18 protein-coding genes and 2 tRNA genes are annotated in these 24566 nt (G+C 68.2%); 7 read left to right on the top strand and 13 right to left on the bottom strand.

The genetic code is table 11. The annotated features are described in order from the left end of the window. Positions 1 to 158: 158 nt before the first annotated feature. From clpX to G361_RS0119615, 5 genes are all read right to left on the bottom strand, one after another. A complete protein-coding gene (gene clpX / locus G361_RS0119595; RefSeq protein ID WP_019928808.1) occupies positions 159 to 1439 on the bottom strand; it encodes an ATP-dependent Clp protease ATP-binding subunit ClpX in 1281 nt (426 codons plus the stop codon). Positions 1440 to 1771: 332 nt separating this feature from the next. Then, positions 1772 to 2440: an ATP-dependent Clp protease proteolytic subunit gene (locus G361_RS0119600; RefSeq protein WP_019928809.1), complete on the bottom strand. Its 669-nt coding sequence runs from the start codon at positions 2438 to 2440 to the stop codon at positions 1772 to 1774. Positions 2441 to 2491: 51 nt separating this feature from the next. After that, positions 2492 to 3103, bottom strand: a complete 612-nt coding sequence (locus G361_RS0119605; RefSeq protein WP_255359834.1) for an ATP-dependent Clp protease proteolytic subunit — start codon at positions 3101 to 3103, stop codon at positions 2492 to 2494. Positions 3104 to 3372: 269 nt separating this feature from the next. Then, the gene (gene tig / locus G361_RS0119610) at positions 3373 to 4767 is read right to left on the bottom strand and encodes a trigger factor (protein WP_026343252.1); all 1395 of its coding nucleotides are present in this window, start codon (positions 4765 to 4767) and stop codon (positions 3373 to 3375) included. A gap of 150 nt (positions 4768 to 4917) precedes the next feature. Beyond that, positions 4918 to 5478, bottom strand: a complete 561-nt coding sequence (locus G361_RS0119615; RefSeq protein ID WP_026343253.1) for an FKBP-type peptidyl-prolyl cis-trans isomerase — start codon at positions 5476 to 5478, stop codon at positions 4918 to 4920. A 301-nt stretch (positions 5479 to 5779) separates the two neighbouring features. On the opposite strand from G361_RS0119615, the gene G361_RS0119620 reads away from it, so the two are divergent. From G361_RS0119620 to G361_RS0119630, 3 genes are all read left to right on the top strand, one after another. Beyond that, positions 5780 to 6346 (top strand): hypothetical protein, encoded by a 567-nt coding sequence (locus G361_RS0119620; RefSeq protein ID WP_019928813.1) that lies wholly within the window; start codon positions 5780 to 5782, stop codon positions 6344 to 6346. Positions 6347 to 6444: 98 nt separating this feature from the next. Beyond that, positions 6445 to 7977: a 3' terminal RNA ribose 2'-O-methyltransferase Hen1 gene (locus G361_RS44165; RefSeq protein WP_019928814.1), complete on the top strand. Its 1533-nt coding sequence runs from the start codon at positions 6445 to 6447 to the stop codon at positions 7975 to 7977. Next, entirely contained in the window at positions 7974 to 10544 is a 2571-nt protein-coding gene (locus G361_RS0119630) for a polynucleotide kinase-phosphatase (RefSeq protein WP_019928815.1), read from the top strand. Before G361_RS44165 ends, G361_RS0119630 begins: the two co-directional genes overlap by 4 nt. A gap of 315 nt (positions 10545 to 10859) precedes the next feature. Here the strand turns inward: G361_RS0119630 and G361_RS0119635 are convergent, their stop codons facing one another. The 5 genes from G361_RS0119635 to G361_RS44170 all read right to left on the bottom strand — a co-directional run bounded on the left by G361_RS0119635 (position 10860) and on the right by G361_RS44170 (position 17607). Continuing rightward, positions 10860 to 12908, bottom strand: coding sequence for a glycosyltransferase family 39 protein (locus G361_RS0119635; protein ID WP_026343254.1), 2049 nt, complete (start codon positions 12906 to 12908; stop codon positions 10860 to 10862). 104 nt (positions 12909 to 13012) lie between these two features. Next, on the bottom strand, positions 13013 to 14299 hold the full coding sequence (locus tag G361_RS0119640; protein WP_052172683.1) for a bifunctional glycosyltransferase family 2/GtrA family protein: 1287 nt from the start codon (positions 14297 to 14299) through the stop codon (positions 13013 to 13015). Between the two features lie 75 nt (positions 14300 to 14374). Beyond that, entirely contained in the window at positions 14375 to 15856 is a 1482-nt protein-coding gene (locus tag G361_RS0119645) for a cell wall metabolism sensor histidine kinase WalK (protein WP_019928818.1), read from the bottom strand. A 133-nt stretch (positions 15857 to 15989) separates the two neighbouring features. After that, positions 15990 to 16472 carry an NUDIX domain-containing protein gene (locus G361_RS0119650; RefSeq protein WP_019928819.1) on the bottom strand — a complete coding sequence of 161 codons (483 nt, stop codon included), beginning with the start codon at positions 16470 to 16472 and terminating at the stop codon, positions 15990 to 15992. 85 nt (positions 16473 to 16557) lie between these two features. Then, positions 16558 to 17607 (bottom strand): M48 family metallopeptidase, encoded by a 1050-nt coding sequence (locus G361_RS44170; protein WP_019928820.1) that lies wholly within the window; start codon positions 17605 to 17607, stop codon positions 16558 to 16560. A gap of 79 nt (positions 17608 to 17686) precedes the next feature. Here G361_RS44170 and G361_RS0119660 point away from each other — a divergent pair, with 79 nt between their 5' ends. Next, positions 17687 to 18157, top strand: a complete 471-nt coding sequence (locus tag G361_RS0119660; RefSeq protein ID WP_019928821.1) for a ribose-5-phosphate isomerase — start codon at positions 17687 to 17689, stop codon at positions 18155 to 18157. A gap of 5 nt (positions 18158 to 18162) precedes the next feature. Further along, entirely contained in the window at positions 18163 to 18984 is an 822-nt protein-coding gene (locus G361_RS0119665) for an Fpg/Nei family DNA glycosylase (protein ID WP_019928822.1), read from the top strand. Between the two features lie 21 nt (positions 18985 to 19005). On the opposite strand, the gene G361_RS0119670 is transcribed toward G361_RS0119665, so the two are convergent. Beyond that, positions 19006 to 19854: a hypothetical protein gene (locus G361_RS0119670; protein WP_019928823.1), complete on the bottom strand. Its 849-nt coding sequence runs from the start codon at positions 19852 to 19854 to the stop codon at positions 19006 to 19008. A gap of 57 nt (positions 19855 to 19911) precedes the next feature. Then, a complete protein-coding gene (locus tag G361_RS0119675; protein WP_019928824.1) occupies positions 19912 to 20910 on the bottom strand; it encodes a GGDEF domain-containing protein in 999 nt (332 codons plus the stop codon). Between the two features lie 440 nt (positions 20911 to 21350). On the opposite strand from G361_RS0119675, the gene G361_RS0119680 reads away from it, so the two are divergent. Together G361_RS0119680 and G361_RS0119685 are read left to right on the top strand one after the other, a co-directional pair. Continuing rightward, positions 21351 to 21421, top strand: a tRNA-Gly gene (locus G361_RS0119680). A 46-nt stretch (positions 21422 to 21467) separates the two neighbouring features. Beyond that, a tRNA-Pro gene (locus G361_RS0119685) sits at positions 21468 to 21541 on the top strand. A 69-nt stretch (positions 21542 to 21610) separates the two neighbouring features. Here the strand turns inward: G361_RS0119685 and G361_RS50425 are convergent. Next, positions 21611 to 24400: an AAA family ATPase gene (locus tag G361_RS50425; protein WP_196814511.1), complete on the bottom strand. Its 2790-nt coding sequence runs from the start codon at positions 24398 to 24400 to the stop codon at positions 21611 to 21613. Positions 24401 to 24566: the final 166 nt, after the last annotated feature.

Below are 24566 nucleotides of genomic sequence, written 5' to 3' on the forward strand. Positions count from 1 at the left end.
CCTCCTACCGGAGCAGGCCCGAACAGTCGGCGTCCGCCGATATCCGAAGCCTACGCCCAGGGGTCCGATTCGTCCCATGACCAGGGGCGCGGACTCGGCACACTGAGATTGCCCCCCATACACGACTCCGCCCCCGGGTGTGCCGGGGGCGGTATCGACTATGCGGACTTCTCGCGCCGCTCCGGCGGCTGCCGCTTGCGCGGCACGATGGTCGGCAGCACGTTGTCGTTGACCGTGTCGGCGTCGACGACCACCTTCGCGACATCGTCGCGGCTGGGGATGTCGTACATCACCGGCAGCAGCACTTCCTCCATGATGGCGCGCAGGCCGCGGGCGCCGGTGCCGCGCAGGATCGCTTGATCCGCAACGGCTTCCAGGGCGTCGGTGGTGAATTCCAGGTCCACGCCGTCCATTTCGAACAGCCGCACGTACTGCTTCACGAGCGCGTTCTTCGGCTCGGACAGGATGCGCACCAGCGAGTCCTTGTCCAGATTGGTGACCGACGCGACGACCGGCAGGCGGCCGATGAACTCGGGGATCAGGCCGAACTTGATCAGATCCTCGGGCATGACGTCGGCGAACCGGTCGCTGGTGTCGATATCGGCCTTCGAGCGCACCTCGGAGCCGAAACCGATGCCGCGCTTGCCGACTCGATCCTGCACGATCCGCTCGAGCCCGGCGAACGCACCCGCCACGATGAACAGCACGTTGGTGGTGTCGATCTGGATGAACTCCTGATGCGGATGCTTGCGGCCGCCCTGCGGCGGCACGCTCGCCTGGGTGCCCTCCAGGATCTTGAGCAGCGCCTGCTGCACGCCCTCGCCGGACACGTCGCGGGTGATCGACGGATTCTCCGACTTGCGGGCGATCTTGTCGACCTCGTCGATGTAGATGATGCCGGTCTCGGCGCGCTTGACGTCGTAATCGGCGGCCTGGATCAGCTTCAGCAGGATGTTCTCGACATCCTCGCCGACATAGCCGGCCTCGGTCAGCGCGGTGGCGTCGGCGATGGCGAACGGGACGTTCAGCATCTTCGCCAAAGTCTGTGCGAGATAGGTCTTACCGCAGCCGGTGGGGCCCAGCATCAGAATGTTCGATTTGGCCAATTCGACCGGTTCGCCGCGATTGTCCCGGCCTTTGTCTCCGGCCTGGATGCGCTTGTAGTGGTTGTACACCGCGACGGCGAGGGTGCGCTTGGCGGAATCCTGCCCGATGACGTACTGCTCCAGGAAGTCGCGGATCTCCTGCGGCTTCGGCAGCTCGTCGAGCTTCACCTCACTGGATTCGGCCAGTTCCTCTTCGATGATCTCGTTGCACAGATCGATGCACTCGTCGCAGATGTACACCCCCGGTCCCGCAATGAGCTTCTTGACCTGCTTCTGGCTCTTTCCGCAGAACGAGCACTTCAGCAGATCGCCGCCATCACCGATGCGCGCCATCTCGTGGGTCCCTACTTCCTTGTCCGCGTGCAACCGTCTGTCCCGGCTGCCGACAAGCCATCTGCGAACAACGCTACCCGTCGCACAACCATCAGTATCTCGCGCCGGCCACATTTCGGCGCGGCCAGATGGGGGTGGGCACAGGTTCGCCTTCGACTCCATTCGGCAACCATGAGCAAAGGTCCCTAGTGTGACCGTACCCGGAACGCGCGATCGAGGTCGACAACTTGAGCACGTTTCTCGTCACGGGAGTGTCCCGGTACGTCACGCCTGCCACTTCTGCTCCGGAAAACCCCTCGCCGAACGGCGCCGACGAGGGATTCGCCACATATTCACTTCTTCTGAGCGCTGAGCTTCCGGTAGTCGAACACCGTGTCGATGATCCCGTACTCCTTGGCCTCGTCGGCCGTGAGGATCTTGTCCCGATCGGTGTCCTTGCGGATCGTGTCGGCGTCCTTACCGGTGTGCCGGGCCAGGGTGGTCTCCATGAGCCGGCGCATGCGCTCGATCTCGGCGGCCTGGATCTCCAGGTCGGACACCTGGCCCTGGATGCCACCCTCCAGCGACGGCTGGTGGATCAGCACCCGGGCATTGGGCAGGCAGGCCCGCTTGCCCGGAGTGCCGGCCGCCAGCAGCACGGCGGCGGCCGAGGCGGCCTGACCCAGGCAGACGGTGGCCACGTCGGCCCGCACGTACTGCATGGTGTCGTAGATCGCCATCAGCGAGGTGAACGAGCCACCCGGCGAGTTGATGTACATCGTGATGTCACGGTCGGGATCCAGCGACTCCAGCACCAGCAGCTGCGCCATCACGTCGTTGGCCGAGGCGTCGTCCACCTGCACGCCGAGGAAGATGATGCGCTCCTCGAACAGCTTGTTGTAGGGGTTGGACTCCTTGACGCCGAAACTCGAGTGCTCGATGAAGGAGGGCAGGATGTACCGCGCCTGCGGGCTCGCCGGCGCGATCCCGGACAGGCCGGCGCGGGGATCGATGAGGGTCATCTTCGTCTCCAAAGTCGGTGGGGTTGAGCTCGTTTCGCTGTGCGGCGCAGGTCAGTTCGCACTGCCGTTGGAGGCCTGCCGGGCGTGCGTGATCACCTTGTCGATGAACCCGTACTCCAGCGCGTCCTTGGCGGTGAACCAGCGGTCGCGGTCGGCGTCCGCGGTGACCTGCTCCACCGACTTGCCGGTGTGCAGCGCCTGCAACTCGTTGAGCTCGCGCTTGGTGTGCGCGAACTGCTCGGCCATGATCGCGATGTCCGCGGCCGAACCACCGATACCGGCCGACGGCTGGTGCATCATGATCCGGGTGTGCGGCAACGCGTATCGCTTACCCGTGGTGCCGGCGGTGAGCAGGAACTGCCCCATCGACGCGGCCAGGCCGATCGCGATCGTCGAGATGTCGCACTCGGCGAACTGCATGGTGTCGTAGATCGCCATACCCGCCGTGACCGACCCACCCGGCGAGTTGATGTACAGCGAGATCTCGCGGCTCGGATCCTCCGCGGCCAGCAGCAGGATCTGCGCGCAGAGCTTGTTGGCGATGTCGTCGTCGACCTGGGTGCCCAGGAAGATGATGCGGTCCCGCAGCAGGCGTTCGTACACCGAATCACTGAGGTTGAGACCAGCGGTCGCGGATGTCATGACCGGCCCTGCCTGATTGATTGTCACGGATACCTGCCCTCTCTCACCGGCTCGGTGCTCGCAAGCACTGCCTTGATCCCATTTACGGTCTCCCAGAGGCGTGTCGTGGTGACGCAAGCCGTCTCCTCGGTGCCCATCGCTCGACCCTGTCCTTGTTCGCTGACACAAACCCTAACGAAGCAGGGCGGCACCGAACTCCCGGTACCGCCCCGCTTCGCTAACGGCGAACCTCGCCGACGCGCGGCACGCCGCTCATCATCCCGTGACAATAGCGCCGCGAACGCAACTCGTTACTCCGCACTCGCCTCGGTGGACTCGCCGGCCGTCTCGTCGTCGACGATCTCGACGGCCTCGTCGTCGGCCTCCAGCGTGCCGAACATCTCCTCGGTGTCCACGGTGTTGCCCTCGGAGTCGGTGACCGTCGCCTGGCCGACCACGCCGGCCAGGGCCTTGCCGCGACGGACGTCGGCGAAGATCGCGCCGAGCTGACCGGCCTGCTGGACCTGCTGCAGGAACTGCTCCGGCGACAGGCCGTAACGCTGTGCCTGGAACAGGATCCGCTCGGTGAGTTCCTGCTGCCCGACCTGAGTCTGCTCCGCTTCGGCGATCGCGTCCAGCAGCAGCTGGGTTTTCACCGACTTCTCGGCGGCTTCCTTGGCATCCTTGTCGAACTCCTCGCGGGAGGAGCCCTCGGCGGCCAGGGCGGCGGCGAACGCGTCCTCGTCGTGGTCGAAACCGTGCACCGCGTCATGGGTGACGGCGTCGATCTCGCCCTGCACGGCGCCCTCCGGCAGCGGCACCTCGGTCTGCTCCAGCAGCGCCTCGAGCACCTTGTCGCGGATCTCGCCGGCCTGCTCGACCTTCTTGACCTGCTCGACGCGGCCGCGCAGATCGGTCTTCAGCTCGTCGATGGTGTCGAATTCGCTTGCCAGCTGAGCGAATTCGTCGTCGGCCTCGGGCAGCTCGCGCTCCTTGACCGTCTGCACGGTGACGGTGATGACCGCATCCTTGCCGCCGTGCTCACCGGCGACCAGAGTGGAGGTGAACTCCTTCGACTCGCCGGCGGACAGGCCGGTCACGGCCTCGTCCAGGCCCGCGATCAGCTGACCGGAGCCGACCTCGTGGGACAGGCCGGTGGTGGCGGCCTCCTCGACATCCTGCCCGTCGACGGTGGCCGAGAGGTCGATGGAGATGAAATCGCCCTCGGCGACCGGGCGCTCGACGTTCTTCAGGGTGCCGAAGCGCTGCCGCAGCGACTGCAGCTGCTGCTCGATGTCCTCGTCGCCGACCGTGATCGGGTCGACGGTGACGGCGATGCTGCTGTAGTCGGGCAGGGTGATCTCCGGGCGGACGTCGACCTCGGCGGTGAAGGCCAGCTCCGCGCCGTCCTCGATCTTGGTGATCTCGATCTCCGGGCGGCCGATGACCTTCACGTCGGCGGTGGAGACGGCCTCGCTGTAGCGGGCCGGCAACGCGTCGTTGACGACCTGCTCGAGGATGGCGCCGCGGCCCAGTCGCGCCTCCAGCAGTCGCGCGGGCGCCTTACCCGGGCGGAAGCCGGGGATGCGCACCTGGTTCGCCAGCGCCTTGTAGGCCCGATCGAAGTCCGGCTTCAGCTCCTCGAAGGGCACCTCGACGTTGATGCGGACCCGGGTCGGGCTCAGCTGCTCGACGGTGCTCTTCACGGACATGCTCCTTGTTCGTTGTACTTTTCCGTTTGACGTTCTGTGGGTCGGCCGACATCGTCCGGTCGGCGTCAGGGTCCCCCCGATCGCATCCGGACCAGATTAGTCGACCGACCCCGGTACTCCCGGCCGGGGGCCGCACGGCATCGGTCAGCTGCCGACCTGGACCGCGTCGGTCACGAAAACGAGCGTCTCGTTGGGCTTGACACCGTTGCCGCCCTGGCCGTAGCCCAGCTGCGGCGGCACGATCAACAGGCGGCGGGTGCCCTTCTGGATGCCGGCCAATCCCTGATCCCAGCCCTGGATGACCATGCCCGCGCCGAGGGTCAGCGGGAACGGCTGGCCGCGGTCGAACGAGCTGTCGAGCTTCTGCTTGTCCGACCAGGTGACCAGGGAGTAGTTCATGAGCAGTTGCTGACCCGCCTCGGCTCCCGGGCCGCTGCCGGCGACGAGGTCCTTGGTGACCAGACCGGTCGGCGGATCGCAGCTGTCGGGCAGCGTGATCTTCGGCGTCGCGCCGAAGCCGCCGTCGACCTTGACGTCGTCGGCGGTGCAGGCGCGGCCGTGGCCGCCGCCCTGCGATTGCGCGGCGGTTGCGCCGGCGCTCGTCGCCGCCGACGACGACGAATCGCCACTGCTGCCACACCCGGCCAGTACCGCCGTCGCGACCACCGCGGCCGCGACCGATCCGATCCTGCCCACTCCGCGCATTCGCGCACCTCCTCGATGTCGTTGCACATCCGTTCGGCGACCCCGCCGGGCCGCCGGGGCGAACCTACACGGCCCGGCCGACAACAGCGATGTCAACACGGCCGATCCGGATGGCCGCAATCCGCCAGTGGCACAAAGTGAAACACTAGCTACCGCACAGCTGACGAAGGGTCTGACCTGGCGATTCGTGAGTCCACTCAATAAGAATGAAACACATCCGCTTAACCCACTTCGGAGGTATAGGCTCCGCATCACTCCCGACGACGAAACCGGTTGGGACGCCGATGAGGATTGGACGAACATGGAGCTCCGCAGCACCACCGCGGTGGCCCCCGCCCCGCGGCCGGCCGCACCGTCACACGGCATCACCACCTCCTTCGCCCTGCGCTTCACCGGTTACCTCTACGCCGTGGGGCTGCGGGACGCGCTCGCCGACCTGATCGCCCGGCACGAACCGCTGCGCGCCGGTCGGCACGGCGCTGCGAATCCGGTCCCCGACCTGGTCCCGCGGCTGATCGCCACCGCCGAATCATCAGCCGCGATAACCGAATTCCTCGGCCGCGACACCGACGGCCCGATCGGGGCCCGCTCGTTCCGGTTGCTCGGCGACCCGGCCGACCTGGACGCGCTACCGGAACACGTACTGGTGCTGAACCTGCACCGGCGCGCCGCGTACCGCGTGCCACCGCCCCAGCTCGCCCGCGACCTGATGACCGCGTACGCCGCCCGCCGCCGCAACCGGCCGCCGAACTGGGCGGTCCGACGCCTCGACGGCCACCTGCACGTGCACGAATTGCGTTCGGTCCAGCTGTATCAGCCCGCGACCGCCGTCTTCGACCGGCTGGCCCCGCTCGGCACGGCGGTCTGATCGGTTCGCCGTGTCCTGATCCGGCGAGTCCTCGGCAGCGGGGTGCGAGAACCGGAAACAGCTTGCCACACCCGTCGCTCCCGGGTGACGATCTCGACATGCTGTTGACCATCACCTGCACGCGACCCGACGATGCCGCTTGGGCGGCAACGGATCTCGGCTACCTGCTGCACAAGCACCCGGACCGCGCGCAGGTGTTCGATCAGTCCTACGGCACCGCCCACGTGCTCTACCCCGAGGCCACCGAGCAGCGGTGCACCGCGGCGCTGCTGCTGGAGATCGACCCGGTCCGGCTGGTACGCGGAAAGACCCGTGGCACACCGGAATTCAGCCTGGCCCAGTACGTCAACGACCGCCCCTACGCGGCGACGTCGCTACTGGCGGTGGCCATCTCCACGGTGTTCTCCAGCGCCCTGCACGGCCGCTGCGCGCGTCGCCCGGAGCTACCGGATACCATCCTGCCCCTGCGCATCGAACTACCGGCCGTTCCGTGCAAGGGCGGCCCCGACCGCGCCGAGCGGATGTTCGCACCCCTGGGCTGGTCGGTCACGGCCACACCCGTCGTTCTGGACCCCGCATTTCCCGAGTGGGGCGATTCCCATTACGTACGACTGGAATTGGCGGGCACCCTGCGCCTCGCCGACGCCCTGACCCATCTGTACGTCCTGCTGCCGGTCCTCGACGGCGGCAAGCACTACTGGCTTGCCGACGACGAGATCGACAAACTGCTGCGCGCCGGCGCGAACTGGCTACCGGCCCATCCCGAACGCGACTGGATCACCCGCCGTTACCTGGCCCGCCGCCAGTCACTCGTCCGCACGGCGCTGGCCCGGCTCGCCGAAATCGACGACGCCGCACCCGAGGAATTGGATGCGGTCGACGAGGTGGAGGTGGCCGATGACGCGGGCTCGGACTCGACCGGGCCGGTGACCGATGTCCATCCGGCACCCCGCCACGACGGCACGCGGTCGCCTCTGCCGGAACCACAACCGGCCCCGGTGTCGCTGGCGGTGCTGCGGCGGCGAGCGGTGATGAGCGCGTTGCGGGCCACCGGGGCGCGGCGGGTGCTCGATCTCGGGTGCGGTGAAGGAGTGCTGCTGCGAGACCTGCTGGCAGACAAGATGTTCGAGGAGATCGTGGGAGTGGATGTGTCGACGCGAGCACTACAGATCGCGCGACGGCGGCTCGACCGGATGCCGGGTGCGATGGCACACCGGATCCAGCTGCGCCAGGGTGCGCTGACCTACACCGACGCCGCACTGCGCGGCTACGACGCCGCCGTGCTCATGGAGGTGATCGAGCACATCGATCCGCCACGGCTGCCGGCCCTCGCACACTCGGTGTTCGGTGCGGCCCGGCCCGCGACCGTGGTGGTCACCACACCCAACGGCGAGTACAACTCGCTCTACGAAAACCTGTCCGCGGGCGGATTCCGGCACACGGATCACCGATTCGAGTGGAGCCGGGCCGAATTCGCGAGCTGGGCCGCGAGCATCGGCCGGAACTACGGCTATTCGGTGCGCATCGAGTCGGTAGGTCCCGAGGATCCGGCGCTCGGATCGCCGACCCAGCTGGCGGTGTTCGGCACATCCGAGCGTGCCACGACCATGGCAGAGGAGGCCCGGCGATGACCGAACTGTCCATTCCCGAACTGTGCCTGGTGGCCCTGGTGGGCAGTACCGGTTCGGGCAAATCCACGTTCGCGCGCAAGCACTTCCGGCCGACGGCGATCCTGTCGTCGGATACCTGCCGCGGCATCGTCAGCGACGACGAGAACGACCAGTCGGCCACCGACGAGGCCTTCGCGCTGCTGCACCACATCGCCGGGGTGCGGCTGCGCCGCGGCCTGCGCACCGTCGTCGACGCCACCAATGTCCAGGCGAGTGCCCGCCAGGAGTTGGTCCGGGTCGCCCGCGCCCACGATGTGCTGCCGGTGGCGATCGTGCTCGACGTCCCGGAACAGGTGTGCCTGCAACGCAATACGCTGCGCCCCGAACGCAGCCACCTCACCGCCCATGTCGTCGCAAGGCACCAGCGCGATCTGCGGCGCAGCCTGCGGGGCCTGGAGCGAGAGGGCTTCCGCCGCGTCTACGTACTGCGCGGAGTCGACGAGATCGATGCCGCCACCGTCGTCGACGAGAAGGCCTGGACCGACAAGCGTGAGCTGACCGGCCCCTTCGACGTCATCGGCGATGTGCACGGCTGCCGGGCCGAACTGGAGGACCTCCTCGGCACACTCGGCTACCGACTGCACCGCGACGACCACGGCCGGGCAATCGACGCGCGCCACCCCGACGGCCGCACCGCCGTGTTCGTCGGCGATCTGGTCGACCGCGGCCCCGACACACCAGGTGTCCTACGCCTGGTCATGGGCATGGTCGGGGCCGGAAACGCGCTGTGCGTCACCGGCAATCACGAGAACAAGCTGGTGCGGGCCCTGGGCGGCCGCAAGGTCACCGTGGCGCACGGCCTGGCCGAGTCGCTGAGCCAGCTGGACGGGGAGTCCGACGAGTTCCGGTCCACCGTGCGCGATTTCTGCCACGGCCTGCTCAGCCACTACGTGCTCGACGGCGGCAACCTGGTGGTCGCCCACGCCGGCCTGAAGCAGGAGTACCACGGCCGTGCTTCCGGCCGGGTGCGCTCGTTCGCGATGTACGGCGAAACCACCGGCGAGACAGACGAATACGGTCTGCCGGTACGCCATCCGTGGGCCGAGGAATACCGCGGCCGCGCCACCGTCCTGTACGGCCACACCCCCGTCGCCGACCTGCACTGGGTGAACAACACCCTCTGCCTGGACACCGGCGTGGTGTTCGGCGGCCGCTTGACCGCACTGCGATACCCGGAGCGCGAGCCGATATCCGTTCCGGCACAACAGGTCTGGTATGAGCCGGTGCGCCCGCTGGCATCGACCGGAGTGGACGGTGTCCGCCACGGCGACCCCGGTGTCCTCGATCTGGACGACGTGATCGGCCGCCGCGTGGTGGAGACCGGGTATCTGGGCCGGGTGAGTGTCCAGGAGGAGAACGCCGGCGCCGCACTGGAAGTCATGAGCCGGTTCGCCGTCGACCCGCGCTGGCTGGTCCATCTGCCGCCGACCATGTCGCCGTGCGCCACCACGAACTCCGGCGACCTGCTGGAACATCCCGCCCAGGCCTTCGACTACTTCCGCTCGGAAGGCGTGACGACGGTCGTGTGCGAGGAGAAGCACATGGGCTCGCGCGCGATCGTGGTACTCGCACGCACCGCCGAGGCCGCCCGCGACCGCTTCGGCGTCGACGACGGCACCACCGGCGCCCTGTACACCCGCACCGGCCGCCCGTTCTTCGACGACCCGGCACTGACCGAGACGCTCCTGTCCCGCACGCGCGCCGCCGCCGAAAGCGCCGGCCTGTTCGACACATTGGACACGTCCTGGCTGGTCCTGGACACCGAGTTGCTCCCCTGGTCGGCAAAGGCGATGGGTCTGCTGCGCGAGCAGTACGCCGCCGTCGGCGCCGCCGCCCGCACCGCCCTGACCGCGGCGGAGGCGGTACTCGCCGCCACCGCCACCCGAGGCGTGGACGTCGCCGAACTAGCCACCCGCACCACGACCAGACGAGCAGACGCAGACGCCTTCACCGCCGCCTACGGCCACTACTGCTGGACCGTCGACGGCCCGGAGGGCGTCCGCCTGGCACCGTTCCAGATCCTGGCCGGAGAAGGCGTCAACTACGCCGTCCGCGACCACCCCTGGCACCTGTCCCAGCTGGACACCCTGGTCACGGCCGACCCGGCCCTGTTCACACCCACCGCGAGAATCCTGGTGGACCTGACCGATCCGGACAGCGAGGCAGCCGCCACCGCCTGGTGGTCCACCCTGACCACCGCCGGAGGTGAGGGCATGGTCGTCAAGCCGACCGATGCCCTGGTCCACGGAACCGCCACGCGCAGCAACCGTCTCGTCCAACCGGGCGTGAAATGCCGTGGCCCGGAATACCTCCGGATCATCTACGGCCCCGAGTACCGCCACCCCGACAACCTGACCCGCCTACGCAGCCGCGGCCTGGGCCGCAAACGCTCCCTGGCCCTACGCGAATACGCCCTGGGCCTCGAAGCCCTGGACCGCCTGGTCGCAGGCGAACCACTCTGGCGCATCCACGAAGCGGTCTTCGCAATCCTCGCCCTGGAGTCCGAACCGGTAGACCCCCGCCTCTGAAGTATCCGCGTCCCAGCCGCAGCCGGGCCATCGACCACACACCGGCCCGATGGCCCGGCACAACCGGCCAGGTTCGCCGAACACACCGGCCCGACCGCCGGACACACGACGCCCGACGGGTTGTACACGCACCGCTTTACCGTCGGACACACGCCACCCGACCGCCGGGCTACGGCTGGCGTGACCGTCAGGGACATGCCGGACCGACCGTCGGGGATGATGCCGACCCGATCGCCGGACACCGGTGCGCCGTGTGTTCCCGGGTTCGGGCGCACGCGGCGAAACCCTTTGGGCCCGGCGGGTTTCGCGCTCGGGTTACGAGATTCGGGGAGCTGTGAGGTCGTAGACCGTGCTGTCTCCCACTACGGTCCCGGTGTAGTGGTCCTTGGTCCACTGGCTGATCTTCGCCGCCGCCGAATCCTTGTTGCGGCCCGGACCACCACCGCCCGGTCCGCCGTTACCGGTCACGAAGTAATGGATCCGGTGCGCAGCCACGTACTGCTGGAATTGTTCGAGGGTCGGCGACGGATCGCCACCACCGAAGCCGCCGATCGGCATGACCGCCTGCCCACTGTCCAACTGCAGATCCGCCTGGCTCATCGAGCCGATCGTGGCGGCGGCCCAGGTATATCCGGAGCCACCCGCACGCAGCAGCGCCACCACTTGATCGTCGGGTCCGTCGAACCCGCGCCGCCCACCGGAACCACCCGGGCCACCGGGGCCGTTGCCGGGTATCCCATTGCCGGCCGGCGCCGGTTGCTGTGCTGCGCCTCCCGCGCCGGGAAGACCACCAGGCCCACCCGGACCCGCTTGACCATTCGGTCCACCGGGCCCACCAGGCCCCGGCCCCCACGGAAAGCCGTTGCCCGTGCGGGGACCCGCGAGGACGATGCCGCCGTTGTGCGGAAGGGCAATTGTCTGAATCGAATACGCGACCGGGGCGGCGAGCCCGGCTACGGTTGCCAGTACCGCGGAGCCGAGGGCCAGGCGCCGGGGGTTCGGGATCAGCAGTGCGATCGTGGCGAGCACGCCTGCCACGAGAACGATCCAGCGCAACCAGGGCACGAACGACGGTGTCCGCCAGAGGAATACGACTGCGGTGGCAGTGGTCAGAGCCATCGCCGAAGCGAGAGCCGCACGCACCCAGAGCTTTTCGCGTTCACGCCAGGTCAGCACGACACCGAGGCCGAGTGTCCCGGCGACGGCCGGGGCCAGTGCGACCGTGTAGTACTGGTGGAAGATGCCGCGCATGAAGCTGAACACCAGTCCGGTCACCAGGGCCCAGCCACCCCACAGCAGCAGGGCGGACCGCTGGGGGTCGGTGCGGGGTGCCCTGCCGCGCAGGACGATCGCGACGGCGAACAGCAGTAACGCCGCCGGGATCAGCCAGGCGACCTGACCGCCGACCGTCTCGCTGAACAGGCGCGGCAATCCCGGCTCGGAGCCGAAGAAGTTGAAGCGCGGGCGACCGGAACCACCCCCGGGTGGCGGTCCGGGGAATCCGCTGTTGTCGCCGACTCCCAGCCGATCCAGTCCGTTGTAGCCGAACGCCAGCTCCATCGTCGAATTGTGTTCCGACCCACCGAAATACGGACGGGACCGGGCCGGCCACAACTGCGCCGCCAGCACCCACCAGCCCGCACCCGCCACCAACGCCGCACCCGCGGCCAGCAGTTGCAGCAAGCGCGTTCCCCACCGCGGCGGACCCGCCACCAGATATGTGAGGGCCAATGCCGGGAGCACCAGCATCACCTGCAACTGTTTCGCCAGGAACCCCAGTCCCACGAACAACCCGCACAGCATCAGCCAGCGCCACCGGCCGTCGGCCAGCGCACGGGTCATCGCCCACACGGCCGCCAGCATCAGGAACACCAGCGCCGCATCCGGGTTGTCGAACCGGAACATCAACGCCGCCACCGGCGTCACCGCCAGCCCGAGACCACCGAGCAGGCCCGCGGCCGGTCCCACGGTCCGCCGCAGCGTCACCCAGATCAGCGCCACCGACCCGACACCCAGCAGCACCTGTGGCAACAGCAGGCTCCACGAATGCAGGCCGAACGCCCGCACCGAGATCTCCATCGGCCACAACGAGGCCGGGGTCTTGTCGACCGTGATCGAGTTACCCCAATCCGAGGACCCGAAGAAGAACGCCTTCCACGATTTCGCCCCGGCCTGTACGGCCGCCGCGTAGAACGAATTCGCCCACCCGTTGCTGCTCAGATTCCAGAAATACGCGACAGCCGTCCCCACCAGCAACAACGCCAATGCGGCGTAATCGCGGATCGAGGTTGTCCGGTCGGCGGGTCGATCCGGCTCCGGGGGTCCGGATGCAGCGCGGCTAGGCGCGATCGCGGTATCGGTCATGGCGCCCAGCCTCGCAGACGTACTCCGTCCGCCGCTGCGACGAAGCTGGGAGAACACTGGGAGCCCGGCTCGCAGGCGAGCCGGACTCCAGGTCGGGGGCGGATTCACACGTCGGCGTAGACGCGGTCCAGTCGGTCGGCGGCGGCCTGTTCGCTGCGCACCGCGTCGGCGGGCACTTCGTTGCGGAACACGAACCGCAGCCCGACGAAGCGGGTGACGGTCGCCACCAGGTTCGCCACCACGAGCACGACCAGTTCCAGGTGTACCGCCGCGTCCGGCGCCCAGCGATGCAGTGCGAACAGCGAACCACTGGTCACCACCCAGGCGAACACGAACAGCAGCAGACCCTGCACATGCTGCGACACCAGTCGCGAGGATCCCCGCACCCCGAACGTGAACGCCCGGTTGGCGGCGGTATTGCCGACCGCGGTGATCAGCAACGACAGGAAGTTGGCCGCCTGGGCCCCCGCCAGCGGCTGCAGGAGCACATAAAGCAGCATGTAGGCCAGCGTCGACGCGACGCCGATGATGCCGAAGCGCACCAACTGCCCGACCATACCCAGCGGCACCCCGTCGACCAGCGGCTCCCGCCCGATCGCGGCGCGCAACTCGTCCACCGGGAGTGCTCCGGTGGCCAGACCCTTCGACACCCGCCAGACGCCCAGCAGGTCCTTGCGAGCGGTATCGACGATGTCCACCCGCGAATCCGGATCATCGATCCAATCCACCGGGACCTCGTGGATCCGCAGCCCGGACCGCTCGGCCAGCACCAGCAACTCGGTGTCGAAGAACCACTCCCCGTCCTCGACCAACGGCAACAACTTCCGCGCCACCTCGGTCCGCATCGCCTTGAACCCGCACTGCGCATCCGAGAACCGCGCCTGCAACGACGCCTTCAGAATCAGGTTGTAGCACCGGGAAATGAACTCCCGCTTCGGCCCCCGCACCACCCGCGACGACCGCGACAACCGGGTACCGATCGCCAGATCCGAATGCCCGGACACCAGCGGCGCCACCAACGGCAGCAACGCGTTCAGATCCGTCGACAGATCCACATCCATATACGCGACCACCTCCGCATCGGAGGCCTCCCAGACGGCGCGCAGCGCCCGGCCCCGGCCCTTGCGATCCAGATGAACCACCCGGACCCCGTCGAGCTCCGCCGCCATCAACCGCGCCACCTCCAGGGTGGCATCGGTCGACGCATTGTCGGCGATCGTGATCCGGGCCGTGAACGGGAAACCGCCGCGGAGGAATTCGTGCAGCCGGCGCACGCAGACGCCGAGATCACGCTCCTCGTTGTAGACGGGAATCACCACGTCCACCACAGGTGCGGTAACCGCCGCACCGCGGCGATCGAAAGCGGGAACAACGGTTGAAATCTCGGTCATGACTCAAGCATCGGGCCCGATGCTGCAGCGTCACTGGATAAACTCTGGGAGATCGCTGTGCCGTATGTGCCGAGGTCAGCGGGGCAGCACGACGCTGAAGGTCGCGCCGGCGCCCGGCTCGCTGGATACGCTCACCTCGCCGTCGTGCGCGGTCACCAGTGCCCGCACGATCGACAGCCCCAGCCCGCTCCCGCCACTGGATCGGGTCCGCGAGGCGTCGGTGCGATAGAACCGCTCGAACACCCGCGCCACGGCCTCCTCGGACAGCCCGGGGCCCTTGTCGGCGACGTCGATGCGCACCCGCTCCACCTCCGGGGTCAGCCGCACCGTCACCGGCGTACCGGGCGGGGTGTGGGCCAAGGCGTTGCCGAGCAGGTTCGCGAGCACCTGCCGCAGCCGGGGCTCGTCGCCGCGAACCTCCAGAGTGCCGGTGCCGGAAGCGATTTCGAGGGAGATCGGGCGGGGTGGACTGTCCGGGCCGGCCTGCTGCGCGGCCATCGCCTGGGCATTGTGCACCGCGTCGCCGGCGAGGGTCAGCAGGTCGACCGGCCTGCGTTCCAGCGGCCGTTGCGCGTCCAGCCGGGCCAGCATCAGCAGATCCTCCACGAGCAGGCTCATCCGGCCGGCCTCGCCCTCGATGCGTTCCAGCACCAGTCGCGGATCCTGGCTGGCGCCTTGCCGATACAGCTCCGCGAAACCACGGATCGTGGTCAGCGGGGTGCGCAACTCATGGCTGGCGTCGGCGACGAACTGCCGCATCTTCGCCTCGGACCGCCGGGCCGCCTCCTCCGACGCCTCGGTCGCGGTGACACCGTGCTGGATCTGACTGAGCATGGCGTTCAGCGACTGGGCGAGGTGATCGACCTCGGTCTCCACGTTGCGGACCGGCACCCGCCGGTTCAGATCGCCACCCGCGATGGCCGCGGCGGTCTCCTCGACCTGCCGCAACGGGCGCAGGCTGCGCCGCACCACCAGATATCCGGCGGCGCCGAGCAGGGCCAGCCCGGCCAGTCCGGTGCCGAGTTCGAAGGCGATCAGCCGCGAGACGGTGTCGCGATTGTCGGTCAGCGGCAGGCCCACGGTGTTCGAGCCGTACTGGTTGCTCATCGTGACGATCCGCCAGGTGGTGGTCCCGTCCACCGAGGGGACGGTGACCGGTCCCGGCACCGGCTTCTCCGGCAGCTTCGGCGCGGAGACCCGCGGTCCCTCCTGCTGATAGATGTCCCCGCTGGGTGACAACCGCAGTTCGAAGAACCGCCGCGGCTGCTCCGCGTTCGACGACGGCTGCGGCGGCGGTGGTCCCTGCAGATCGGCCGGCACCCAGCGCGTCCCGTTCACGGTGTCCACCTGCTTCATCGGCCGCGGCCGCGCCCAACTCTGCACCGCATCGGTGATCTGATCGTCGGTGCGAGCGGTCAGCGATTTCGACAGCGACGAGGTGACCGCGAATCCACACGCCAGGAGAACCAGCCCGGTGAGGGTGACCATCGCGACCACCAGACCGATGCGCAGCGGGATCGAGGACACCCGGCGCCGCAGCGTGCGGTGCAGGTTCATCGGCGCCTCGTCCTCGGCAGCCCATCGGTGGCGAGCCGGGGATTCTCGGCGGCGGGCGTGTCGGCATGCGACGTCGGGCTGTTCACGTACCCCATTGTTCCGCACTCAACCTGGGAGAAAGCTGGACGCGCGGTCAGCGCGGCAGCGTGCCGTCGGCATGGGCGGCGATCCGGTCGAGAAACGGCCGCTGCCCGACCCCGAGCTTCTCCCGGGCCGCCGCCAGCCCGAGCCAGGCCGCCCGGTCGATCTCGGGAAAGGACTGGATACGACCCGATCGGGGCGGCCACTGCATCTCGAAGGTCCCCGGCACCACCAGTGCCGGATCGAGATCACCCTCGACGGCCCAGACCGTCACCTGTTTGGCGCGGCTCCCGGCGCCGTACCGCACGTCGCCCAGCGGCACCCACTCCCCCGCCGGCACCGGCAGGCCGAGTTCCTCCTCGAACTCGCGCGCGGCGGCCGCGGCCGCGGTCTCCTCCTCGGGCAGATATTCGCCCTTCGGGATCGACCAGGCGGCGGCGTCCTTCCGTTCCCAGAGCGGACCGCCCATATGCCCGAGCAGGACCTCGAGTTCGGCATGCCGCCGGAACAACAGGACTCCCGCGCTGAACCTCATACTCACCCCGGCAGTCTGCCCCACTCCGGCGCGGCGCGGTACCGACCCTCCGGCGCGCCTCGAATCCCCTTGTCCGCCAATCGTTTCACTGCGGACGATACGGCGGAACCTCCCCGTACGGACCACCCGGCGGCGGATAGCCCGGCGGTGCGCCCGTGAACCGTACGGGCGCAGGCGCGCTGGGGCGCAGGAACAACTTGCCGTGGCGGCTGCGATCGCGCAGTGCCCACATGCGCCAGGTCAGCACCGGATGCGAGGCCATCGCATTGACGACCCAGATGAAGAATCCCTTCTCCCGGGGTGCGCGGTCGGCCATCTCGTCGAACTGCACGAGGCTGTTCAGGTATTTGCCGGCGGCCAGCGTCCGCATCGCGCCGGGGGCGCCGACGTGCCGGTTGCAGTACCCGTGATTGTCGGCGGTGTACTCCTGCGCGCGGATCAATGAGGAGCCGAGCAGCGGCAGGAACGGCCCGACGAACATGCCCAGTTGCCGCCAGTACGAGACGTGCCCGGCGGCGATGTGACCGACCTCGTGGCCGATGATGAACGCCAGCGCATCGGGATCGCGCGCCGCGCCGCCCACCTCGAACAGATCGCTGTAGACACAGACGTACCGGCGGAAACCGTGACCGGAGGCGAAGGCGTTGATCTGCCCGTTGCCCAGCACCACATAGGCATCGGGCACCTTCGCCATCCCGAACCGCCCGGCCGCCTCCACCACCAGCCGATAGCCCTCCGGGAACTGGGTCGGCGACATCTGCACGGCGTTCAGGCGCTGCTGCGAATAGTTCATGCCACGACCCGCCCACAACAGCACCGGCGCGAACAACAGCAGCAGACCGTACTGATCGATGTGGCCGTAGAACGCCAGCAGGATCACGACCAGATACGCCAGGATCGTCACCACGATCACCACCACCAGCAGCGGGATCTCCCAGCTGTGCCGGGCCGGCATCCCGAACGGCGACAACCCGCGTTCCCGCTGGTGCGGCGGGATCTGCGGTGGCGCGTAGGGCTGTTGCGGCGCCCAGCCCGGCGGTCCCAGCCGAGGATCCCAGCCGGTCATCCCGGTGACGGGATTCCAGCCCGGTGGTGGCGGCGGTACGGCCGGTGGACGCCAGTGCTCGTCGGACATGATCTCGACTCTATCGAGGGTCGCGAAGCCGTGATCCCGCGGCGAATGTCGTGTCGGACGCCTGACACAATCGGTACCCATGCGCGTATACCTGGGTGCCGACCATGCCGGCTTCGAGCTGAAGAACAACGTCAAGGATCATCTGCAGCGCGCGGGCCACGACGTATTCGATTGCGGTGCACACGAATACGACGCCCTGGACGATTATCCGGCCTTCTGCATCGATGCCGCGCGGCGCGTGGTCGCGGACGAGGGCAGCCTCGGCATCGTGATCGGCGGCAGCGGCAACGGCGAGCAGATCGCCGCCAACAAGGTCCCCGGCGCCCGCTGCGCGCTGGCCTGGAGCGTCGAGACCGCGCGACTGGCCCGCCAGCACAACAACGCCCAACTGATGGGCATCGGCGGCCGGATGCACAGCACCGAGGACGCGCTGCAGATCGTCGACGCCTTCCTGGCCACCCCGTGGTCGGGCGAGGAGCGGCACCAGCGGCGCATCGATATCCTCGCCGACTACGAGAAGACGGGCGTGGCACCGGTCGTCCCGAGCTGATCCGCATGCCGGAAGGGCATACGCTGCATCGCCTGGCACGGCTGCATCACAAGCGGTTCGCGGGTGGGGTCGTGCGGGTCTCCAGCCCGCAGGGCCGCTTCGCCGACGGCGCGGCGCTGGTGGACGGTCACGTCCTGGTGCGCGCCGAGGCGTGGGGCAAACATCTGCTGCACCGGTACGAGTCGGGCCTGTTCGTGCACGTCCATCTGGGTCTGTACGGCACCTTCACGGAAACAGCCGGGCCCCTGGGTGATCCGGTGGGTCAGGTGCGGATGCGGATGATCGGCACCGGCCGCACGGCGGGTCCGCTGTGGGGTACCGATCTGCGCGGCCCCTCCGCCTGCGAGGTCCTGTACGGGCCGGAGGTGACCGCGCTCACCGGGCGGCTCGGCCCGGATCCGCTGCGCGCCGACGCCGAGCCGGACCGCGCCTGGCACCGCATCCATCGCTCGGCGCGTTCGATCGCGGCGCTGCTGATGGATCAGTCGGTCGTCGCCGGCGTCGGGAACGTCTATCGCGCGGAACTGCTGTTCCGCCACCACATCTCACCCCATCGTCCCGGCCGCGACCTGCACCGCGACGAATGGGACGCGATGTGGACCGACCTCGTCGAGCTCATGCGACTGGGTGTCCGCCGCGGCAAGATCGTCGTCGTCCGGCCCGAACACGACCGCGGCGCACCCGCTTACGCCGAGGGCAAACCCCGCACCTACGTCTATCGCCGCACCGGCGAACCCTGCCGGATCTGCGGCACCCCTGTCCGCCACGCTGTACTCGAGGCTCGAAACCTGTTCTGGTGCCCCACTTGTCAACCCGACGGCACGTAGCGGACGGCGTCCGGTGACGGGTCAGAAGCCGCCGTCGAAACCGCCACCGCCGCCGTCGAAACCACCGAAATCGCCACCGCCGCCGAAGCCGCCCGAATCGTATCCGCCGGAGTCGTAACCACCGCCGTCGTAGCCGCCACCGAAGTCACCGCTGTAGTCGCCGCCGCCGTAGTCTCCCTGGCCCGCGTCGAAGCCGTCCTGATACCCGGTGTCGTAGCCGCCGTCGCCGTAACCACCCTCGAAACCGGTGGCGCCGTAGGCCACTCCGGACATACCGCTGAACAGGGCGTCGAACAGCAGCACCGAGCCGACGCCCCAGGCGCCAGCGACCAGCGCGGTCTTCCACCACGGTTCGGAGTACCAACCGGCCGGGACGGGGCGGCCCGAGACCATACCGCCCGGATAGTAGTTGGGCGTCTGCTGAGTGGGATTGGGGGACGCTTCGACGCGCCGCCCCTCGAAGTCGATGCTGCGGTCCTCGGTGACCGAGCCGGCCGACCGCTGGCCGTCCAGTTCCGGGATCGCCGGGCCCGGATCCATGCCCATGGCGGTCCGGGCGGCGCGTACGTAGTAGAGGCCCTCCAGCGCCGACTCCTTCGCGAGTCGAACCTGTGCGACGGTGGTCGCCTGGTCGATCTGCGATCCGGCGGCGTTCAACCGCTCACCGGCATCGGCGAGGGCCTGCTTGGAGGCCTCGTCGGTCCCGGTCAGGTTGTACACCTGACCGCCGAGCCGCTCGGTGAGCCGCCGCGCCTCCGCCTTCGCGTCGGCCAGCGCGGTGGCCGCCCGCGTGCGGTTGCCCCGGCTGACGAAGGTCGTCGCGAGGAATACCAGCAGGACGAGAACCAGAAGTATCAGCAGTAGCGCCACGCCGTCCAGAGTACTGCGAGTCCGAATTTCGCCCGGAAATTGCTGAATACCGCCCGCTCATCCCGCCACGGCGGCTCCGTAGCGCAATGCGACGGTCGGCAGGCCGCCGGTCTCGATGTCCTCCTCGTCGTCCTCCACCGGCGCCAGGGCGAACCGGCGTTTGCCCGCCGTCTTCGCCGAATACATGGCCCGATCGGCGCTGCGCAGCAGGTCGGCGAAGTCACACGCGCGGTTCGCCGGACAGAACGAGGTGCCGACGCTGGCCGAGGCCGGGACCGGCCCCACGGCGGTCCGGATCGGCTCGTGCAACGAGGACAGCACCCGCATCGCGGTCTCCCGCAACGTGTTCCGCCAGGCCGGGAGCGCGACCACGAACTCGTCACCGCCGTACCGGCTGACCACCGCGTCGGCCGGCGCGGCCGAGAGCAGCCGGTGTGAGATCTCCACCAGCACCTCGTCGCCGACGGCATGGCCGTAGCAGTCGTTGACCTGCTTGAAATCGTCCAGGTCGATCAGCAACAGCCCGACCCCGCGGGACCGGTCGGCCGCCATCGACAACACCCGCTCCTGCAACAGCGAGCGATTGGCCAGATCCGTGAGCGCGTCGTGCGTGGCCTCGTGCCGCCACCGGTGCTGCAGGGCGGCGATCTCCTGAACCCGCACCGACACGGCGGCGTTCAGGTTGCGCTCCTGCAGCGCCAGCGCGCGTTGTTGCAGCGCCTCGGCATAGCTGTCGATGGCGTGGCTGGCCACGAACGGCCACCGGGTCGCCACCAGCGAACCCGGTTCGCCCGGAGCGAAACCCAGCAACGCACGCGACGCCGGGGCCAGCATCCGGGTCCGTTCGAACGGCTCCTCCGCCAGCCGCCGCCCGATCGCCCGGGCAGCGGCCACCGGAAACGGTTCCGAACCCGCCAAGGTCAGTAATTCGCCGATCAAGGAGCCGAATCTGCGTTCCAGCTCCTCGGCCGACGCGGCGATGCCACTACCCGGACGCACGGCACGGGCCCAGTCGCGAGTGGTGGCGGCGATCTGCGTATCGAGCTCGGTACGCATGGCCCCTCACCCCGCGCAGACGATGCCGGTGCCGGCCCTCCGGCCGGTCACGCCCTCCCGGTCGTGCTCACTGTCATGCGGTACGGCACACCTTGTTCGGCGCACGCTCACCGCCCCCTTTCCAGATACCCCCGTCCGGCAAAAAGGATCCTAGCAAGCCACCCGGTGTCGAAAAATGCTGTTTCACAGCCTGTTCGGCACCTCGCGAATGGCGATTCGCCGATGAGATCGTGACAGCCGACCTGGCGTTACAGGGTTCTTGAGCGTGTCGCAGCGCGCCACGCCGGAAAACAATCGAACCGGACACAACCCCCGCCACAATTGCCCGCTTCACCCGTTCCCACCCGTCACGGCCAGGTCGATTGGCGTTCGGTGAGTGACGTTCGGTACAGTCTCAGGCGCAGACGACATCGTGGCGATCCCATCGGTGTCGGATGCGCGCGGGCGTAGTTCAATGGTAGAACCTCAGCCTTCCAAGCTGATGGTGCGGGTTCGATTCCCGTCGCCCGCTCTGGTGGGACCGTCAGTCGTCCCCCGGGACGCTCCGGCCCACCCCCCGGGATGTAGCGCAGCTTGGTAGCGCATCCGCTTTGGGAGCGGAGGGTCGCAGGTTCAAATCCTGTCATCCCGACTCGGCCGGGCCACCGGAGTTCACCCGGATGGCTGTCCGGCCTCGTCGATGATCCATTGTCCGTGCGGTTCACTGCCCGGCTCCGGTCAGTTTTATGACGCTCACCGGATTCCCGTTGTTGTCGGCATAGATCAGCAGTGCGTCGTATTCGGAGCCGGCTTGTACCGGGGTGAAGCCGATGCTGATCGTGCAGGGCGTGTCGTAATGACCCGCTGCGCAGGTCGAGTCCTCCGGGACGACCTTGTAGGCCGCGGAAGTTATCGTCTTGCTGAAAATGCACTGCCGCCAGGTGATGGTGAAGGATTTCTCCGACCTGGTGTGAATCGGGACCGGGCCGAAAGCGAGCGCGGACGGATGCGGGTCGGGTACGCAGGGACCCGGTGGTGGCGTCGTAGTCGTAGTCGTCGTGGTGGTCGTCGTGGTCTCGGTGACGGTTCTCGTCGATGTCATGAAGATCGGATGTGTGGTGGTGGTCGTCGATGAGATGATCGGAACCTGTTGCGCCGCATTCCGCGTCGTAGAGATCTCGCTCGAGGCGGTGGGCGGATCCGGTTCCGTCGTTGTGGTCACCGGTACGACGCGTCCCAGGCCCAATGCCTCGTCCGGTGGTGACGCCGCGATCCATACGGCGATCAGCGCGACCATCAGCAATGTCGCGGCCACGATGGCAATACGGCTCACCGCCCGGCTGCCACTCGTTCCGCGGCGGACCTGCAGCCGCTCGATGGTGGCCTCGACCTCGCGGGTGACCGGATGCTCGGAACCCAGGGCAGCGCCGAATGCCGGCAGCCATGACTGCCACAGTGCGAGCTTGTCACCGGCACTCGCGGTGCCGATGCCCGCGAGGAAGGTCAGTGCGCCGTTGGGATCGCCGGCCCCGAGATAGTGGTGAATGGCAGCCACCTGCCGGTAGGCCTCGGCATGGGCGGTTCCGGATTGTTGTGCGGCCACCAGGATTGCCAGATGCACGCGCGATGAGGGCACGCGATGCTGCCCCGTCGCCGTTTCGAGGGACGGTCGGAGCGTGGTGTGCGCGATGCCGAGATGTTCTGCGGGTGAGCCGGGGGCGCGCCGGCTGATCAGGACGCCGAGGAACACCGCGAGATCTCTGGCCAACGGCGCGTGGAATTCTCGCTCGATCTTCCTCTCTCGCACGAGAAGTAGTGCCGCACGGCAGAGGACATCGATCGGCAGGACGGGGCCCGGTGCGGGAGTGTCGAGCAGAACGCTCAGGAAGATGTCGAGCGCCTCGACCGTGGCGGAATTCTCCGACAGGTCCAGAGCGCCGCGAGCGATATCGATCCGGTGCCGGACCAGAGCGTCGAGGCTCAGCCGACCCGCGAGCGCGGATTCATCGAGGCGAGGCGCCACCTCGACGATCAGCCGGGCCAGCAACCACCCTCCGGGTACCGGCCATGGACGATCGCCGCCGGCCGCGGTCGGATTACCGTCGGCGGGGGTGACAGCGTTCCACAATGCGGTGAATTCGCGTTCCGGCCAGGGCGCCGACCGTTCGTCGACGACGTGCGCGCTCAGATACTGCCGCACATCGGCTTCCGACGGCATCGGCACCGCGAAGATTCGCATCCCGGGCACCTGCGGCAGCAGCGGGGCGTCGGTATCGGTGCACGCAGTGGCGACGATCCTGATCTGCTCGTATTCGAGCAGCGCGGTGAGGGTTTCGATGATCTGCTCGCGCCTGCCCTCCTGAGGATGGTCGAGCCCGTCGACGAGGATTGTGAGCGATGTCCTCGTCACGTCGCGTCGATTCAGCGCGGTGCGCAGCGGCAGCGGCAGCGGCATGCCGTCGTCGGCCGTGCCCGGACCGTCGGCCGTGGCGTCGTGGGCGCCTGTGAGTTGACGGGCCAGTTCCGACGTGAAGGTCTCGCGCGTACTGGTTCCGGTCAGGAACACCGCGGCATGCACGGCCTTGGCGCCGGTGTCCGCCAGATACGGTCGCAACAGCAACGCCAGCAACGTCGACTTGCCACTGCCGCTCGGCCCGATGATGAGTCGCAGGCGCGCACGCGGATGATCGGTGATGTCGTCGAGGAGATCGCGCATCGTGTCGGTGACGACCAGACGCCGGGTCAGGGCATTGACCGTGTCGGAGTCCGGCCTTCTCGACAAGACGTCGACCATCGGCGTGACATTGCGAGCCAGCCACAGACCGGGGTCACCGGCGTCGTCCGCGGAACGCTGCCCCAATCCCAATGTCAGGTAGCGGGGCACCTGGTCGCGGCACTGTTCGGCGATCGGTCCCGCCAGGTTCGACACCGAGATGTCGACACCCTTGCCCGGGAGACCGGTGCGGATAGTACCGATCAGTTCTCGGGTGAAGCACCCTCGGTACGCGGCGTCCGCACCCGTGGCAACGAGAAGTTCGGCCCTTCCGACCGCGGGGGCCAGGATTCCTGTCCAGTCACGGCCGGCGCGCTTCACGACCGTCTCCGTGTGGCAGGTGTCGAGTATCAGGATCAGCCCGTCCAGCCCGTTCGAGCCGCCGACCAGTTTCCGGATCGTATCCGGCAGATCCACTCCCGACAGCGGCCGATCGGCATCGGAATCCGCGCAGAGAAAGAAATAGTCGCCGTCGGCGGTGGTTTCTCCGTGCCCGATGAACGCGAGCAACAGGGTCGCTTGCTCCGCGGATGCGATCCGGACAGCGTCGGTCAGCCGGCTCTCCAGGTCCTTCGCGGACGGATCGGTGACAACGGTTCTGTCCGGGAGCACCGGATTCCAGTCCCCATATTCCGCGAGCATCGATGCCAGTTCGGCCGCCAATGGCGCCGGAAATCCCAGACGCTTGCCGGGATCACTACATTCCGATGCGACGACGAGAGCCAGCCGTTTCCCCACTCCGTAATCCTACGGTCGCACAGCCTCCCCGTCCTGTCGAATATCACCGTAATCCGGCCGGAGTACAGATGGTCCCATTCGAGTTCATACGAGTCCTTACAGGATGATTTACTTGCCTTTCAGATACGAAAACGTTCCTCATCGGACGAACTCACAACCGGTATGT

This window comes from Nocardia sp. BMG111209, from assembly GCF_000381925.1.
Classification (GTDB): domain Bacteria; phylum Actinomycetota; class Actinomycetes; order Mycobacteriales; family Mycobacteriaceae; genus Nocardia.

What these genes read in the sequence shown, in the direction of transcription:
- clpX (WP_019928808.1), bottom strand. Translation starts at nt 1,439, where the DNA reads ATGGCGCGCATCGGTGATGGCGGCGATCTGCTGAAGTGCTCGTTCTGC.
- G361_RS0119600 (WP_019928809.1), bottom strand. Translation starts at nt 2,440, where the DNA reads ATGACCCTCATCGATCCCCGCGCCGGCCTGTCCGGGATCGCGCCGGCG.
- G361_RS0119615 (WP_026343253.1), bottom strand. Translation starts at nt 5,478, where the DNA reads ATGCGCGGAGTGGGCAGGATCGGATCGGTCGCGGCCGCGGTGGTCGCG.
- G361_RS0119620 (WP_019928813.1), top strand. Translation starts at nt 5,780, where the DNA reads ATGGAGCTCCGCAGCACCACCGCGGTGGCCCCCGCCCCGCGGCCGGCC.
- G361_RS44165 (WP_019928814.1), top strand. Translation starts at nt 6,445, where the DNA reads ATGCTGTTGACCATCACCTGCACGCGACCCGACGATGCCGCTTGGGCG.
- G361_RS0119630 (WP_019928815.1), top strand. Translation starts at nt 7,974, where the DNA reads ATGACCGAACTGTCCATTCCCGAACTGTGCCTGGTGGCCCTGGTGGGC.
- G361_RS0119635 (WP_026343254.1), bottom strand. Translation starts at nt 12,908, where the DNA reads ATGACCGATACCGCGATCGCGCCTAGCCGCGCTGCATCCGGACCCCCG.
- G361_RS0119640 (WP_052172683.1), bottom strand. Translation starts at nt 14,299, where the DNA reads ATGACCGAGATTTCAACCGTTGTTCCCGCTTTCGATCGCCGCGGTGCG.
- G361_RS0119645 (WP_019928818.1), bottom strand. Translation starts at nt 15,856, where the DNA reads ATGAACCTGCACCGCACGCTGCGGCGCCGGGTGTCCTCGATCCCGCTG.
- G361_RS0119650 (WP_019928819.1), bottom strand. Translation starts at nt 16,472, where the DNA reads ATGAGGTTCAGCGCGGGAGTCCTGTTGTTCCGGCGGCATGCCGAACTC.
- G361_RS44170 (WP_019928820.1), bottom strand. Translation starts at nt 17,607, where the DNA reads ATGTCCGACGAGCACTGGCGTCCACCGGCCGTACCGCCGCCACCACCG.
- G361_RS0119660 (WP_019928821.1), top strand. Translation starts at nt 17,687, where the DNA reads ATGCGCGTATACCTGGGTGCCGACCATGCCGGCTTCGAGCTGAAGAAC.
- G361_RS0119665 (WP_019928822.1), top strand. Translation starts at nt 18,163, where the DNA reads ATGCCGGAAGGGCATACGCTGCATCGCCTGGCACGGCTGCATCACAAG.
- G361_RS0119675 (WP_019928824.1), bottom strand. Translation starts at nt 20,910, where the DNA reads ATGCGTACCGAGCTCGATACGCAGATCGCCGCCACCACTCGCGACTGG.